General features: G+C 59.8%; 11 protein-coding genes. 6 read left to right on the forward strand and 5 right to left on the reverse strand.

All coding sequences use genetic code 11. The features are described 5' to 3' along the window. The first annotated feature begins 6 nt into the window (after positions 1-6). The 4 genes from pcaF to pcaC are packed head-to-tail and all read left to right on the forward strand — an operon-like array spanning position 7 to position 3,707. Positions 7-1,209 (forward strand): 3-oxoadipyl-CoA thiolase, encoded by a 1,203-nt coding sequence (gene pcaF / locus CWM58_RS02435; protein WP_100680131.1) that lies wholly within the window; start codon positions 7-9, stop codon positions 1,207-1,209. Between the two features lie 9 nt (positions 1,210-1,218). Next, the gene (locus tag CWM58_RS02440; RefSeq protein ID WP_100680132.1) at positions 1,219-2,571 is read left to right on the forward strand and encodes a 3-carboxy-cis,cis-muconate cycloisomerase; all 1,353 of its coding nucleotides are present in this window, start codon (positions 1,219-1,221) and stop codon (positions 2,569-2,571) included. Next, positions 2,561-3,328: a 3-oxoadipate enol-lactonase gene (pcaD, locus tag CWM58_RS02445; RefSeq protein WP_100680133.1), complete on the forward strand. Its 768-nt coding sequence runs from the start codon at positions 2,561-2,563 to the stop codon at positions 3,326-3,328. The genes CWM58_RS02440 and pcaD overlap by 11 nt, the downstream gene beginning before the upstream one ends. Beyond that, a complete protein-coding gene (gene pcaC / locus CWM58_RS02450) occupies positions 3,318-3,707 on the forward strand; it encodes a 4-carboxymuconolactone decarboxylase (protein WP_012968329.1) in 390 nt (129 codons plus the stop codon). The genes pcaD and pcaC overlap by 11 nt, the downstream gene beginning before the upstream one ends. Positions 3,708-4,555: 848 nt before the next feature. On the opposite strand, the gene CWM58_RS02465 is transcribed toward pcaC, so the two are convergent. The 3 genes from CWM58_RS02465 to CWM58_RS02475 all read right to left on the reverse strand — a co-directional run bounded on the left by CWM58_RS02465 (position 4,556) and on the right by CWM58_RS02475 (position 9,555). Further along, on the reverse strand, positions 4,556-6,172 hold the full coding sequence (locus CWM58_RS02465; RefSeq protein ID WP_061154722.1) for a mechanosensitive ion channel family protein: 1,617 nt from the start codon (positions 6,170-6,172) through the stop codon (positions 4,556-4,558). A 164-nt stretch (positions 6,173-6,336) separates the two neighbouring features. Further along, positions 6,337-7,989: a class I fumarate hydratase FumA gene (gene fumA, locus CWM58_RS02470; RefSeq protein ID WP_061154721.1), complete on the reverse strand. Its 1,653-nt coding sequence runs from the start codon at positions 7,987-7,989 to the stop codon at positions 6,337-6,339. Between the two features lie 54 nt (positions 7,990-8,043). Then, positions 8,044-9,555, reverse strand: coding sequence for an anion permease (locus CWM58_RS02475; RefSeq protein WP_061154720.1), 1,512 nt, complete (start codon positions 9,553-9,555; stop codon positions 8,044-8,046). A 641-nt stretch (positions 9,556-10,196) separates the two neighbouring features. On the opposite strand from CWM58_RS02475, the gene CWM58_RS02485 reads away from it, so the two are divergent. Then, positions 10,197-12,974, forward strand: a complete 2,778-nt coding sequence (locus CWM58_RS02485) for a flavocytochrome c (protein WP_100680136.1) — start codon at positions 10,197-10,199, stop codon at positions 12,972-12,974. Positions 12,975-13,040: 66 nt separating this feature from the next. Further along, a complete protein-coding gene (locus CWM58_RS02490) occupies positions 13,041-13,991 on the forward strand; it encodes an FAD:protein FMN transferase (protein WP_032730263.1) in 951 nt (316 codons plus the stop codon). On the opposite strand, the gene dcuR is transcribed toward CWM58_RS02490, so the two are convergent. Together dcuR and CWM58_RS02500 are read right to left on the reverse strand one after the other, a co-directional pair. Then, positions 13,972-14,691, reverse strand: a complete 720-nt coding sequence (gene dcuR, locus CWM58_RS02495; protein WP_008805043.1) for a two-component system response regulator DcuR — start codon at positions 14,689-14,691, stop codon at positions 13,972-13,974. The two genes, CWM58_RS02490 and dcuR, sit on opposite strands and share 20 nt — an antisense overlap. Next, positions 14,688-16,304 (reverse strand): sensor histidine kinase, encoded by a 1,617-nt coding sequence (locus CWM58_RS02500; protein ID WP_100680137.1) that lies wholly within the window; start codon positions 16,302-16,304, stop codon positions 14,688-14,690. Before CWM58_RS02500 ends, dcuR begins: the two co-directional genes overlap by 4 nt. Positions 16,305-16,354: the final 50 nt, after the last annotated feature.

Consider the following 16,354-nt stretch of genomic DNA (forward strand, 5'->3'; position numbering starts at 1 on the left):
CCTATGATGAATCAGGCATTTATCTGTGATGCGGTGCGTACACCCTTTGGCCGTTTCGGTGGTACCCTGGCGACGATGCGCGCCGACGACCTCGCGGCGCTGCCATTGAAAGCCCTGCTGGCGCGTAATCCGGGACTGGATCCCTCGCGCATTGACGATGTGATCTTTGGCTGCGCCAACCAGGCCGGGGAAGATAACCGCAACGTGGCGCGGATGGCGCTGCTGCTGGCCGGGCTGCCGGAGAGCGTGCCCGGGAGCACCATCAACCGCCTGTGCGGTTCCAGCCTCGATGCGATCGGCGTCGCGGCGCGAGCCATTAAAAGCGGCGAGACGCAGCTGATGATCGCTGGCGGCGTGGAGAGCATGTCCCGCGCGCCGTTTGTGATGGGTAAAGCGGAGAGCGCCTTTAGCCGCAGCATGCAGATGGAGGATACCACCATCGGCTGGCGCTTTATTAACCCGCAGATGAAAGCCCTGTACGGCGTGCATTCCATGCCGGAAACGGCGGAAAACGTCGCCGATGAGTTTGCCATTTCCCGTGCCGATCAGGACGCGTTCGCCTTACGTAGTCAGTTGCGCACCGCCGCGGCGCAGGAGGCGGGGCGTTTCGCCGATGAGCTGATTGCCGTCCAGGTGCCGCAGCGCAAAGGCGAGCCACTGCTGTTTAGCCGCGATGAGCACCCGCGCAGTACCTCGCTGGAGGCGCTGGCTAAACTGCGCGGCGTGGTGCGCGCCGACGGCAGCGTCACCGCCGGTAACGCCTCCGGCGTTAACGACGGCGCCTGTGCGCTGCTGCTGGCCAGCGAGACGGCGCTGGCGGCTCACGATCTTCAACCGCTGGCCCGGGTGGTCGGCGTGGCGACGGCGGGTGTTGCGCCGCGGATCATGGGCTTTGGCCCGGCGCCCGCGGTGCGTAAGGTGCTGGCGCAGACCGGCCTGACATTAGCCCAGATGGATGTCATCGAGCTGAATGAAGCCTTCGCCGCTCAGGCGCTGGCGGTGACCCGTGATTTGGGCTTACCGGATGATGCCGACCACGTGAACCCTAACGGCGGGGCGATCGCGCTGGGCCACCCGCTCGGCGCCTCCGGCGGCCGGCTGGCGATGACCGCGGCTTATCAGCTGAAACGGACCGGCGGCCGCTACGCCCTGTGCACCATGTGCATCGGCGTCGGACAGGGGATTGCCCTGATTATTGAACGTGTTTAAGGAGCCAGAATGAGTTTGTTGACCCCAATGCTGCGCAGCAGTCCGCTGACCGACTGGTTCAGCGACGCGCAGCGGGTGCAGGGCATGCTGGATTTTGAAGCGGCGCTGGCGCAGGCGCAGGCCGCCTGCGGGATGGTGCCGCCGGAAGCGGTCGGGCCGATTGTCGCGGCCTGCCGCCACGAGACCATCGATTTTGCCGCGCTGGGCGAGGCGGCGGTGGGGGCCGGTAACCTGGCGATCCCGCTGGTGAAACAGCTGACGGCGCAGGTAAAAGCACGAGATCCGAACGCCGCACGCTACGTCCACTGGGGAGCCACCAGTCAGGACGCCATCGACACCGGACTGGTGCTCCAGCTGCGCGGGGCGCTGGATGCCGCTGAGACCTTGCTTGAGCAACTGTTGGCTGCCCTGGCTCTCCAGGCGGATCGTTATCGCGATACTGTCATGCCGGGTCGGACCTGGATGCAGCATGCGCTGCCGGTGACCTTTGGCCTGAAGATGGCGGGCACCCTCGACGCGCTCCTGCGCTGGCAGCAGCGGCTGCGCGAGTTGCGTCCGCGGCTGCTGGTGCTGCAGTTTGGCGGCGCCGCGGGCACTCTGGATGCGCTAAAAGAGAAAGGGCCGGCGGTTGGCCAGGCGCTGGCGCAGAACCTGGGTCTGTCGCTGCCGGATACCCCGTGGCACAGCCAGCGCGATCGGCTGCTGGAGGCGGGCGCCTGGTTTGCAGGCGTCTGCGGCACGCTGGGGAAATTCGCTAACGACTTCTCTCTGCTGATGCAGACCGAAGTGGCTGAGGTCGGCGAGCCGGTGGCGGAAGGCCGCGGCGGCTCATCGACGATGCCGCATAAGCGCAATCCGGTGGCCTGCGCGGCGATCCTGACCGCCGCCCAGCGTACGCCGGGACTGATGGCGACCCTCTACGCCAGCCAACTCCAGCAGCACGAGCGGGCGCTGGGCGGCTGGCAGGCGGAGTGGGAGACGCTGCCGGAGCTGATTACCCTGGTGGGTGGGGCGCTGGCGCAAAGCGAAGCGCTGGTGCGCGATATGCAGGTCTTCCCGCAGAAAATGCGCGCCGATCTCGATATCACCCACGGGCTGATCATGGCCGAGGCGGTGACCCTGGCGCTGGCGGAATTCACCGGCAAAGCCGAGGCGCATCATCATATCGAGGCGCTGTGCCGTCAGGCGCTGGACCGTCACTCTCCGCTGGTCGATCTGCTCACGACTGATCCGCAGGTCAGTCAGTATCTCTCTCGTGAACGCTTAACCACGCTGCTGGACCCGACAACGGCGACCGGCAGCGCGGAACGCTTTGTGCGCCAGGTGCTGGCGCGTTATCAGGAGCAACGTGATGAATCTTGATTATCAACTCGACGGGCCGGATGGCGCGCCGGTTATCGTCCTCTCCAACTCGCTGGGCACCACCCGGGCGATGTGGCAGCCGCAGATCGAGGCGTTAACCGCCCATTTTCGGGTGCTGCGCTATGACACCCACGGCCATGGCAACACGACGAAAAATGGCAAAGTCACCCTCGCCCAGCTGGGTGAGGATGTGATTACGCTGCTCGATCACCTGAATATCGACCGCGCCTGGTTCTGCGGGATCTCAATGGGCGGTCTGACCGGCCTGTGGCTGGGACGCTTTGCGCCAGAGCGTTTTTATGGTCTGGCTGTCGCCAACACCGCGGCGCGTATTGGCGATCAGGCCAGTTGGCTGTCGCGGGCGCGGGCGGTACGCCAGGAGGGAATGACGGTGGTGGCCGCCGGGGCGGCGGATCGCTGGTTCACTCATGCGTTTCGCCAGAAGGCGCCGGAGGTGGTGGAGGCGCTATGCCACCAGTTAACCCATACCGACGCCGAAGGCTATGCCACCTGCTGTGAGGCGCTGGCCGCGGCCGACCTGCGGGGCGAAGTAGGGCAGATCCCGTTGCCGACGTTAATTATCGCCGGTGAAAGTGACCCTGTCACTACGGTCAGTGACGCCAGTTTCCTGCAGCAGCAGATCCCCGCTTCCCAGGTGGTGGTGCTGGCGGCATCGCATCTGTCAAACATTGAGGCGCCGAAAAGCTTTACTTCGGCGCTGCTGAGCTTTTTCCAGGGGGAACGCCATGGAGGATAAACAGCGCTATCAGGACGGGATGGCGGTACGGCGCAAAGTATTGGGCGACGCCCACGTCGACCGTACGCTGCAGCATCTGACGCCGTTGAATGATGAGTTTCAGGACTTTATTACCCGCTACGCCTGGGGCGAGACCTGGACGCGTCCGGGGCTCGATCACCATACCCGCAGCATGATCACCATTGCCATGCTGATCGCTCTCAATCGCGAGGCGGAGCTGAAGATGCATCTGCGCGCGTCGTTTAACAACGGGGTGACCCGTGATGAGCTGAAAGAGTTGATCATGCACTCTGCGCTGTACTGTGGGCTGCCGGCGGCGAATGCCACGATGCATCTGGCGCAGCAGGTGTTTGATGACATCGACGCCGCGCAGGGTTGAGTCGTCATCCGAGTCGGATTGCCCGGCAGTCGTTGTAGGCCGGGTAAGGCGCAGCCGCCACCCGGCGAAATAACGGCACAACCGGAAATGTCCCTGTTCGTACTATGTTTGGCAGGGCCACAACGTTTGGCAGGGCTACAACTTCTATGTTAATTCCGGGCAGATTGCGCTCCCGGTTGATCTTCTGCGCTATGTCTCTTATGGCGCAGGGAGCGCACAGGGGGCGGCCAGTCGCCGGCGCCCCCTGTACCCCCGGGTTCCGGCCAGCAAAATCGCCACTGCGTGGTACCTTCGACTTATCCCTGCAGGCTGCGGGTCGGGCCGAGGCAGCGTCCCTGCAAGACACGGCCCTCAGCCCGCATCCATGCGGGCTGCCCCGGCCTTCCGGGAACGTCTCAGCGATTTTGAGGCCGTCAGCACCGGCAGTTTCAGCAACAATGGTGAATAAATTAACGGCAGGCCGTACGTACGTAGGCCGGGTAAGGCGCAGCCGCCACCCGGCGAAATAATGTCGTAAACGTAAATTTCCCTGCTCGCGCTGCGCTTAGCAGGGCTACCACTCCTGTGTTAATTCCGGGCAGATTGCGCTCCTGATATTTCTTCTGCGTTATGTCTCTTATGGTGCCGGGAGCGCACAGGGGGCGGCCAGTCGCCGCCGCCCCCTGTACCCCCGGGTCCGGCCTGCACCGGCAGTTTCAGTCGCGCAAGTGGGTAAATGAGTGACAGGTCGCACGATCCGTAGGCCGGGCAAGGCGTTAGCCACCGCCCGGCACAAGCGCGGCTCTGCGCTGGCTGTTCTTGCTCAGCGGTGAAGCCGCCACCCGGCGGAAATGCCGCTATATTAGCCCTTATTTCTCAGGCTCCTGCGGCGCGACGGCTGGGGCGGCGTACCAGGCCTCCTGCGGCACCACCACCGCCGCCTTGGGCTGCATCACAAAGTTCGGCGACATAATCTGCACGCCGAATTCGTTAAACACATCAATAATACTGCTATGCAACGCGTTGCGGCCCTCCGGCAACGACGTCGCGGGAAGTAAGCGCACCTGCAGCTCATACGAGGTGTACCAGTCAAGCAACCCCAGCTTGCGAACTATCGGGGCGATTTGCTGATCCACGCCGGGGGTGCGTCTTGCCGCCAGCTCCAGCAGCGCATGAACCTGACGCCACGGCGTATCGTAGCCGATGGTGACGCTGGTGGTGAGATTGAACCCGCCGTCGGTGCTCTCGGCGCTGAGATTAATAATTTTCCCGCTCACCACCACCGCGTTCGGGACGGTGACAATGTAATTTTCACGGGTGAGAATTTTGGTCGCCAGCACGCCAATCTCGCTGACCTGTCCCTCATTGTCGGCGAGGCGGATCCAGTCGCCTTTGCGCAGCGCCCGGGAGTAGATCAGCACCAGGCCGCTCATCGCATGGGTCATCACCCCGGTCGACCCGAGAGTCAGCATCAGGCCGAAGAACACGCTAATGCCTTTGAAGGCGAGGGAGTTGGCGCCGGGGAGGAACGGGTAGGCGGCGGACAGGGCAAACAGCCAGATGACCACCGAGATCAACCGGCGGGTGGCGCTGACAGTTTCTGGATGGATGCCCGGCACCTGAATGCGGCCGGCGGCGACCTGGTCGAGAGCGACTTTCACCAGGCGAATGATGAGCCAGGTGATCAGGAAAATCAGTACCACAATCATCAGCCCCGGCAGGGAGGCGACAATCGACAGGGAGAGATCGCGGATCACGCCCAGCGACCAGTCGCCCAGCGATTCACTCCACACCCGTGTCCAGGGAAACAGACTGAAGACCCAGCTCAACCAGATATAGCAGGCCAGCACGCCGATAAGGATGACCAGCGCGGCGTAGAGCCGGACCTCAATATTGCCGAGATAGCGCCGCCAGTGCTGCGGGATAGCGCTGCGCTTTTCGAGGATCCGCAGGTGGAAAAAGCGCCGCACCCGCCGCCAGGCGCGGAAGGCGCCGTAATAAAACAGGGCCAGCAGCAGCCCCCCGGCCAGCGCTTTGCCGGCGGAGAGCAGCAGATAGCGGTCGTTGAACTGTTCCTGCAGGCTGGTGCGCTGGGCCTCCATTCGCGCCAGCACCCGCTGGGCCGCCTGGTCGAGCGTTAAATCATCGCCCTCGTCGAGATCCGCCTGGCTCAGCAGCAGCACCGGTTTGCCGTTCATCAGGAACAGCCGGCCTGGCTGACCATAGCGGTTGACCGCAACGACCCGCAGCGGCTGGCGAATATCGTCTTCAGTAAAAGCGCGCAGGGCGCTGCGGGTACGCAGGACGCGCTCTTCGGGCGTGGTCTGGCCGAAAGTAGCCTGCAACATGACGACAGGTTGGTGGAAAACGGTGACCGTGCGTGCCTGCTCGCGCGCGGTTGGCTGCTGCCGCGGTTCGGCAGCCAGCGCCGGCTTTAGCACCAGCAGCGCCAGCGCCCAGAGGATCACCACGCTCATCCTGTTCATAGAGGCACCTGAGAAAGAGAATTATTGTTATTTTTCAGCAAACAACGGACGGCTTGTAGTTGAGCATAGCCTGGCGCGAAATGAATTCAAGTTGGCGCGGCGTGGGCATAAAAAAAGCCGTCGCCCAAACGGCGACGGCCTGATATCAGCGTCAGAAGTGAGCGTTAGCCGTGCTGTTGACAGCCGGCGCACTGCTTATTCTGGATCTGCTGGAAGAAGTCGTTACCTTTATCATCAACAAGGATGAACGCCGGGAAATCTTCCACTTCGATCTTCCAGATGGCTTCCATCCCCAGCTCCGGATAGGCCACGCACTCGAGGCTCTTAATGCTCTGCTGGGCAAGCACGGCTGCCGGGCCGCCGATGCTGCCGAGGTAGAAGCCGCCGTGTTTATGGCAGGCATCGGTCACCTGCTGGCTGCGGTTGCCTTTCGCCAGCATTACCATGCTCGCGCCGTGCGACTGCAGCAGATCGACATAAGAGTCCATGCGGCCTGCGGTGGTCGGACCGAGGGAGCCGGAGGCATAACCGGTCGGCGTCTTCGCCGGGCCCGCGTAGTAGATCGGGTGATCTTTCACGTACTGCGGCAGCGCCTCGCCGTTATCGATAAGTTCCTTCAGCTTAGCGTGGGCGATGTCGCGGGCCACGATAATGGTGCCGTTGAGGCTCAGGCGGGTGGAGACCGGGTGCGCCGACAGTTGCGCCAGGATCTCGCTCATCGGCTGATTCAGGTTGATGCTGACGACATTGCCTTCACCCTGCTGACGCAGGTGCTCAGGGATATATTTCCCCGGATTGCTCTCCAGCTTCTCGATCCAGATGCCGTCGCGGTTGATTTTGGCTTTGATGTTGCGGTCGGCGGAGCAGGAGACGCCCATGCCGATCGGACAGGAGGCGCCGTGGCGTGGCAGACGAATCACCCGGATATCGTGAGCGAAGTATTTCCCGCCGAACTGCGCGCCGAGGCCGAGGTTCTGCGCTTCCAGCAGCAATTCTTGCTCCAGCTGGACGTCGCGGAACGCCTGGCCGTGCTCGTTGCCTTCGGTCGGCAGGCCGTCGTAGTAGCGGGTGGACGCCAGCTTCACGGTCTTCAGCGTCGCTTCTGCCGAGGTGCCGCCGATCACAAACGCGATGTGGTATGGCGGGCAGGCGGCCGTACCGAGGGTGCGCATCTTCTCAACCAGATAGTTTTTCAGCTTCGCCGGGGTGATCAGCGCTTTGGTTTCCTGATAGAGATAGGTTTTGTTGGCGGAACCGCCGCCTTTCGCCATACACAGGAACTTATACTCTTCACCGTCGACGCTGTAGAGATCGATCTGCGCCGGCAGGTTGGTGCCGGTGTTGACCTCTTTATACATATCCAGCGGCGCGTTCTGCGAGTAACGCAGGTTATCTTCGGTATAGGTGTTGTACACACCCTGCGCCAGGGCGGCTTCATCACCGCCGCCGGTCCAGACGCGCTGGCCTTTTTTACCCATGATGATGGCGGTGCCGGTATCCTGACAGGTCGGCAGAATACCTTTGGCGGCGATTTCGGAGTTGCGCAGGAACTGCAGCGCCACGTATTTGTCGTTTTCGCTGGCTTCCGGGTCGAGCAGAATGGCCGCGACCTGCTGTTGATGAGAGACGCGCAGCATAAAGGCGGCGTCGTGGAAGGCCTGCTGGGCGAGCAGGGTCAGCGCCTGCGGTTCTACTTTCAGAACCGGCTGGCCGTCAAATTCGGCGACAGAGACGTGCTCTTTGCTGAGCAGATAGTATTCGGTATCGTCGTGCGCCAGCGGGAACGGATCCTGATAAACAAACGGTTTAGTCGACATAGTCACTTACTCCATAAAGATAAAAACCGCCGGGGTGGTCCCGGCGGTTATGAATCAGAACATCATGGACATCCACGGATAGCCAATCAGCAGCAGGGCGGCCAGGAAGATGGCGCCAAAGATGGTGCCGAGGCGCCAGTAGTCTTTGGTCGGCAGGTAGCCGCTGCCGTAGTAGATTGGGCTTGGGCCAGTACCGTACGGGGTGATAATCCCCATCACGCCCAGCGAGGTGACCATCAGCAGGACGAACACTTCCATATTCATACCCGGAATGGTGGCCGCAATAGTCAGCATGGCCGGCAGCAGGGCAGTGGTGTGTGCGGTGGTGCTGGCAAACAGGTAGTGCAGCAGGTAGAACGCCAGCAGCAGGACGATGGTCGCCACGCCTGGGGAGATACCGCCCATCAGCGCGCCGCCCTCTTTACCCAACCAGGCGATGAAACCGGTGGAGGAGAGGCCGTCGGCCAGTGCCACCAGGGTGGCAAACCAGACAAAGGTGTTCCACGCCGCTTTGTTGTTGGTGATGTCGCTCCAGGAGAGCACACCGGTCCACAGCATCAGCACGATAACCAGCAGGGCGGCCAGCGCCGGTTCAATCCAGTCGGCGGCGAAGATCCACATCATCAGCGCGAAGCAGACGAACACCAGCAGCAGAATTTCATTGCGCGACAGTTTGCCCAGTTTTTCCAGCTCACGCGAGGCCCACAGCGGCACTTCATTATTGATTTTCACTTCCGGCGGATAGAACCAGTACGCCAGCAGCGGCATGGTCAGGATCAGCAGGACACCGAGCGGCAGGAAGGCGATGAACCAGGTCCCCCACGAAATGTTGATGCCGACGATGCTTTTTACCAGCGCCAGGGCCAGCAGGTTCGGTGCCAGCGCCGACAGGAACATCGAGCTGGTGATACAGGCGGCGGTGATCGCCACCCACATCAGATAGGAACCGATTTTACGCGCGCTCGGGTCGTTTGGTTTTGAACCGTACAGCGGCGGCAGGTTGGCAATGATCGGGTAGATGGTACCGCCGCTGCGCGCGGTGTTAGACGGCGTAAACGGCGCCAGTAACAGGTCAGCGAAGGTGATGGCGTAGCCCAGCGTCAGGCTGCGACGGCCAAGATATTTCACCAGGATGAGTGCCAGGCGGCGGCCAAACTGGGTTTTATCGTAGCCGGCAGCGAACATAAAGGCGCCGAAAATAAGCCAGACCGTGGAGTTGCCGAAGCCGCTCACCGCCCATTTAAAGGAGGCGCCGGCCAGCTTGAAGCTCGGGGCGGCCATCTGTTCTGGGCTGAACAACAGCCACTGGCTACAGAGGGCGATCACCACCACGCCGGTGATGCCGATAACGGCGCCAGGCAGCGGTTCAAAAATCAACCCGACGATCACCCCGACGAAGATGGCGAAGTAGTGCCAGGCATACGGCGGCAGGCCATCGGGGACGGGAACAAACAGTAACAGCACAGCGACGATTATCGGCAGCGCCATCATCAGGAGACGTTTTTTAGTCGCAGTCGTTGGATTGACTGCACCGGCAGGCGGTATGGTTGTCTTTTTCTCTTTCATAATGAGTATCTGCAAGTTGTTGAAAATAGCGTTTACGCCAGCGACATGCTCAGTGATTTCTTTAATTACAAAAGTTACTTTAGTTTTTATTTTTCGTTTCTGAGTATCGTCAGGGCGATTATTTAACGCGTTTGTCTGGGCGTTAAATTAAATTTGTTGGTTATTTATATATTGCGCTTTCAATGGCCGTTGCAATTGATCGAGATCAAGAAAAGCAGGTGATTTCACTATTTTTTTATTATCAGTATAACCCTATGTGATGAGGTGTTAATTTGGCTAAAATATCGGTAGATGTTAAAATAAAAATGAATAATTAATGCTTAATTTATTCATCCATTACATAACTACATGAAAATGAATGGTTTTATTTGTCGTTGCAATCGTTTTGAATGTTAACATAAGTATCTAAAATGTTATCGTACATTTGTATTATGTAAATGTTATTTATTATTTTAATAATACAATAGAGGTAGTGATGTTATTGTTGGGGTTAAATAGTTTTATAACTAACGTAATTGATTTAGTAACTAAAAAACACGCTATATTATTGGCATGACAACAGGAATTAAAAAACCAAAACCATTAATGATTCCGTCACCCCATTCTGAGTTTTTAATATTTTAAAATCTGGAGCGTAACTTATGACCAGTAACGAACGAATTCTGCAGCCATTTACTTTACCAAATGGTACGGAGCTGAAAAACCGTTTGCTCATGGCGCCGATGACCACCTGCACCGGTTATTTCGATGGGACTGTCACCAGCGAGCTGGTGGAGTACTATCGCGCTCGCGCCGGCAGCATCGGTACCATTATTGTCGAGTGCTGCTTTATTGATGACTACGGCCTGGCCTTCCCGGGCGCGATCGGCATCGATAATGATGAAAAAATTGCCGGCCTGGCGAAAATCGCCGAGGCGATCAAAGCGCAAGGTTCAAAAGCGATTCTGCAGATCTATCACGGCGGACGCATGGTCGACCCGCAGCTGATCGGGGGGCGTCAGCCGGTGGCGCCAAGTGCTATTGCCGCGCCGCGTGAGGGCGCCGCGATGCCGCGGGCGCTGAGCGGAGAAGAAGTGGAAGGGATGATCGCCAAGTTTGGGGACGGCGTCCGTCGCGCCATTCTCGCCGGTTTCGACGGCGTCGAAATCCATGGGGCCAACACCTATCTTATCCAGCAGTTCTATTCGCCGAACTCCAACCAGCGCGACGACGAGTGGGGCGGTAGCCGCGACAATCGCGCTCGTTTCCCGCTGGCGGTCCTCGACATCACCCACAAAATGGCCCGCCAGTACGCTGACGATGCCTTTATCATCGGCTATCGCTTCTCGCCGGAAGAGATGGAGGTCCCGGGGATCCGCTTCGACGACACCATGTATCTGCTGGAAAAGCTGGCCGCCCGCGGTGTCGATTATCTGCACTTCTCGGTGGGCGCGACCCTGCGTCCGTCTATCGTCGATACCCGCGATCCGACACCGCTGATCGAGAAATACTGCGCGATGCGCTCTGAAACCCTGGCCCAGGTGCCGGTGATGGGCGTCGGCGGGGTGGTTAACGTTGCTGATGCCGAACTGGGCCTCGATCACGGTTATGACCTGATCGCCGTGGGTCGCGCCTGCATCGCCTATCCGGACTGGGCGGCACGCATTGCCGCCGGTGAAGAGCTGGAGCTGTTTATCGACAGCACCCAGCGCGAGGCGCTGCATATTCCGGAACCGCTGTGGCGCTTCTCGCTGGTGGAAGCGATGATCCGCGACATGAGCATGGGCGACGCCAAATTTAAGCCGGGGATGTTTGTTGAAACCGTTCAGGATGACACCAATGAACTGGTGATCAACGTCAGCCTCGAAAATGATCATATTGCCGATATCGAACTGGCGGCGAGCCCGGTGCAGACCGTCGAGTTCACCACCAGCTTCGAAGAGATCCGCGAACGTATTCTGACCGCCAATACCCCGCACGTGGACGCCATTTCCGGTGCCACCAGCCAGAGCGAAGCGGTGAAAAAAGCGGTCGCCAAAGCGATGCTGAAATCCAGCAAAGCGCTGGCAGCGGAAGAGGGCGGCAATAACGCCGCGCCGAAAAGTTATGACGTGGTGGTGGTCGGCAGCGGCGGCGCCGGCCTGGCGGCAGCCATTCAGGCTCACGACGAAGGCGCCAGCGTGCTGATCGTCGAAAAAATGCCGACCATTGGTGGCAACACCATCAAGGCTTCCGCCGGGATGAACGCCGCGGAAACTCGCTTCCAGCGGGTCAAAGGTATTCAGGACAGTAAAGAGTTGTTCTATCAGGAAACCCTGAAGGGCGGCCACAACAAAAACAACCCGCAGCTGCTGCGTCGCTTCGTGGAGAATGCGCCGCAAGCCATTGAGTGGCTGGCGGACCGCGGCATTATGCTCAACGACATCACCACCACCGGTGGGATGAGCATTGACCGTACCCACCGTCCGCGCGACGGGTCAGCAGTCGGCGGCTATCTGATTAGCGGCCTGGTGCGCAACATCACCAAACGCGGGATCGACGTCCTGCTGGATACCTCGGTGGAAGAGATCCTGATGAGCGGGGATGAGGTGAGCGGTGTACGTCTGGTCAACGACGAAAAAGAAGTCATTGAAGTACAGACCAAAAGCATCGTAGTGGCCACCGGCGGCTTCAGCGCCAACAGCGCGATGGTGGTGAAGTATCGTCCGGACCTCGACGGTTTCGTGACCACCAACCACAAAGGGGCGACCGGGAGCGGTATCGCGCTGCTGGAACGCATCGGCGCTGGCACCGTGGATATGGGCGAAATTCAGATTCACCCCACCGTCGAACAGCAGACTTCGTACCTGATTTCCGAATCGATTCGCGGCGGCGGCGCTATTCTTGTTAACCAGCAGGGGAACCGCTTCTTTAACGAAATGGAGACCCGCGATAAAGTCTCGGCGGCGATTATCGCCCTGCCGGAACACTATGCGTACATTGTCTTTGACGAGCATGTGCGGGCGAAAAACAAAGCTGCCGATGAGTACATCGCCAAAGGCTTCGTCACCAGCGCCAGCTCCCCGCGTGAACTGGCGGAGAAACTGGGGATGGATTACCATGCCTTCCTCGCCACCCTCGAGTGTTACAACGGGGCAGTGGAAAAACAGCATGATGAACAGTTTGGCCGGACCACCGCGCTGCGCGCGCCGATTAACGAAGGCCCGTTCCATGCCATTCGCATCGCCCCCGGGGTGCACCACACCATGGGCGGCGTGACCATTAACACCGATGGCGAAGTGCTGAACGTTGACCAACAGCCTATCCGCGGCGCCTACGCCGCCGGTGAAGTGGTGGGTGGGATCCACGGCGGCAACCGCATCGGCGGTAACGCGGTCGCGGATATCATCATCTTCGGTACCCTCGCGGGCCACCAGGCGGCGAAACGTGCCAGAGGATAACAGGTAATTGCTGATGCCGGGCTGGCGCTTTCGCCGCCCGGCTTATCCCTTCTGAAGGAGAGCCCGATGTCCGATAACCGTGTCTATAGCTACTCCGCCGTCCTGATGGGGTCCCCCATTCTGCTCAAACTTTATTCCCACGATGAGGCGCTGGCCTCCCGCGTATTTCAGTTAATTAAACGCTACGAAGATCTGCTTACCGTTAACCGTGCCGAGTCGCAGGTGATGGATATCAACCATGCCGCCGGACGCCATCCGGTCACGGTCAGTCGCCCGGTCTTTCAGCTGATTCAGTGCGCCAAAGCCGCCAGCATGGTGCGCGACAGCGCCTTTAATCTTGCCATCGGCCCGCTGGTGAAGCTGTGGCGAATTGGCTTTCACGGGCACAGCGTGCCTGACGCGGCTGATATCAGAGCCCGACTGGCGCTGACCCGCCCACAGGAGGTGATCCTCGATGAGACTACCTGTAGCGTGTTTCTCCAGCAGCCGGGGATGGAGTTGGATCTTGGGGCGATCGCCAAAGGCTATATCGCTGACCGCGTGCGCGATTATTTGCGTCAGCAGCAGGTGGCGAAGGCGCTGATTAACCTCGGCGGCAATGTGCATACCCTCGGCGAATGGACCATTGGCCTGAAAAAACCGTTTGCCGACGCGCAGGCGCTGATTGGCTCCCTGACGATCAACGGGCAGTCGGTGGTCACTTCCGGAACCTATGAACGTTATTTTGAGCAGGACGGCAAACGCTGGCACCATATTCTCGACCCGCGCAGCGGTTATCCGCTGGATAACGAACTCGACAGCGTGACGGTGATTTCCACGGATTCCTTAGACGGCGATATCTGGACTACGCTGCTGTTCGGCCTCGGCGTAGAGAAGGGCTGCGCAGCGCTGCGTCAGCGTGAGGATATCGACGCGATTTTCGTCACCAAAAATCGCGACATCATCCTCTCATCGCCGCAGCGGCTGCGTTTTTCGCCGCTGGACAGCGGCTATCAGGTTATTGACTGTACTGCTTAAGCAAACTGTACTGTTCGGCGACCAGGCGGTAGCGATAGACCGGTCGCCCGGTAGCGCCGTAGTGGATAGTGGTGTAGAGGATATTGATCTGCGCCAGCCAAATCAGATACTTGCGGCACGAGACGCGGGAGATATTCACTGCCGCCGCCAGCTCATCGGTAGAAAATTCGACGTCCGGATGGGCGTCAATCCACTGGCAGAGCGTACGCAGCGTTTGCGCGGTTAGCCCCTTGGGCAGCTTGCGCGCGTCGCTGGCCTCCGGCGCGCCGCCGTGCAGCAGACGGTCGACGTCGGCCTGTTCGTAATACGGCTGGCCGGTCATCAGTTTACGCTTCTCCCGCCAGGTGGTGAGCGCCTCTTCAAAGCGCGGAAACTGGAAAGGTTTGATCAGGTAATCAACCACCCCGTAATGCATCGCGGTCTGCACCGTGGCGGCGTCTGCCGCTGAGGTAATCATGATGACATCGATAGCGCGCCCCGACTCGCGGATGGTCGGTAGTAGATCCAGCCCGCTGTCCTGTTGCATGTAGACATCCAGCAGCACCAGATCGATCTCCCGCTGCTTATCGTTAATCATCTCCTGGGCCTGACTGAGCGTCGAAGCGCTCCCGCTGCAACGAAAGCCGGGAACTCTTGCCACGTACAGGCGATTCAGTTCGGCCACCATCGCATCATCGTCAACAATCAACACATTTATCACGCATGTTTCCTTTTACTATCCCAGGGGAGATGAACAAAAAATTGGGTAAATACGCCGGGTTCCGACTCGACGGCGAGGGTGCCGCCCAGTTCGCGCAGCTGCTGGTTGGCGAGAAACAGCCCGACGCCACGATTCTCGCCTTTGGTGGAGAAGCCTTTGTTAAAGATAGCGTCGATATTATTTTCCGGGATCCCCGGTCCGTCATCGCTCACTTCACCGCTTAGCCAGCCGTCCTGGTAGTGCAGCAGCAGGCCGATCTCACCCTCCGCCTGGCCGCTCATGGCGTCCAGCGCGTTCTCGATAAGATTGCCCAGCACTGTCACCAGCACCGTGACCTGCTTCTCATTCGGGCAATCCGGCACCAGGCTCTCTTCCGCCAGCGTTAGCGTAAAGCCGCACTCGGTAGCGCGCTGAATTTTACTTATCAGGAAGCCGGCCACCACCGGGGATTTAATGCGGTGCTGAATGTCGCCGATGTCCGCCTGATAGCGGTGGGCGGTCTGCAGCACGTATTCCTCGAGTTTGCCATAGCTTTTCATATTCAGCAGGCCGAGGATCACGTGCAGTTTATTCATAAATTCATGGGAGGTGGTGCGCAGGGCATCCACATAGCTCATCATGCCATCCAGCCGCTGCAGCAGCTGGCTCACCTCGGTCTTATCGCGGAAGGTACAGATGGCGCCGACTACCGCTTCCTGGCTGCGAATGGGCACCGTATTGCCGATCAGCAACAGGCCATTGCACCCCAGCTCGCGGTCGTACATCGGCTCGCCGCTCTGCAAGACGGTCTGCAGGTCGGCGAGCAGCGGCGTGTGGGCCAGGGTTTTGTCCGGCCCGGAAAAGAGGATCTCCTGCGCCGCCGGGTTGATCAAATTGACTTCGCCGTGGGCATCGACGGCAACGACGCCCTCCTTCAGGGCGTGAAGCATGGCCTGACGCTGTTGAAACTGGGTGGAAATCTCCTGCGGCTCCAGCCCCAGCAGGACGCGCTTCAGGCCCCGCACCAGGCTCCAGGTGCCCAGCGCGCAGACCAGCGCACTGAACAGGATGGTCAGCAGCACGTCCCAGCGGCTGTTGGCGATCTGTTCGTCCACTTTACTCAGCGAAATGCCGACCACCACCACGCCAATTTGCTGGCGCTGGTCGTTGAACACCGGGGTGAACACCCGCAGCGCCGGGGCCAGCACGCCGTGGTTAATGGCAACGTTCTCTTTTCCCTGCAGCGTGGGCAGGATATCCCGGCCGATAAACCGCTTACCGATGATGGAGGTATCCGGATGCGAATAGCGAATACCGTGCATATCGGTGACGATAGCGTACAGCAGGTCGTTGCGCCGGGTGATAGCCTGCGCCAGCGGCTGAATGATCTGCTGCTGCGGGGGCGCCTCCAGTCCGCGCTTCACCTGCGGCATATCAGCCATGGTGCGCGCCACCGCCAGCGCGGTCTCTTTCAAACCGTCGCGGGTGGCATTGCTTATCTGCATATACCACAGGGCATAGACCAGCAGGAGCACGGCGCCGATGACGCTGCCAATCATCAAGGATACGGCGGTGCTCAGCTTTAACGGTAAGGTGCGTTGACGAACGCGAGGCTGCTGCTCTGATGCCTTCATGACGATCCCGGATAGATTCAGTGAAGGCATATTATCGCCGATAGGACGGT

Origin of the sequence: Klebsiella sp. H-Nf2, assembly GCF_002806645.1 — a bacterium.
Taxonomy (GTDB): domain Bacteria; phylum Pseudomonadota; class Gammaproteobacteria; order Enterobacterales; family Enterobacteriaceae; genus Klebsiella; species Klebsiella variicola.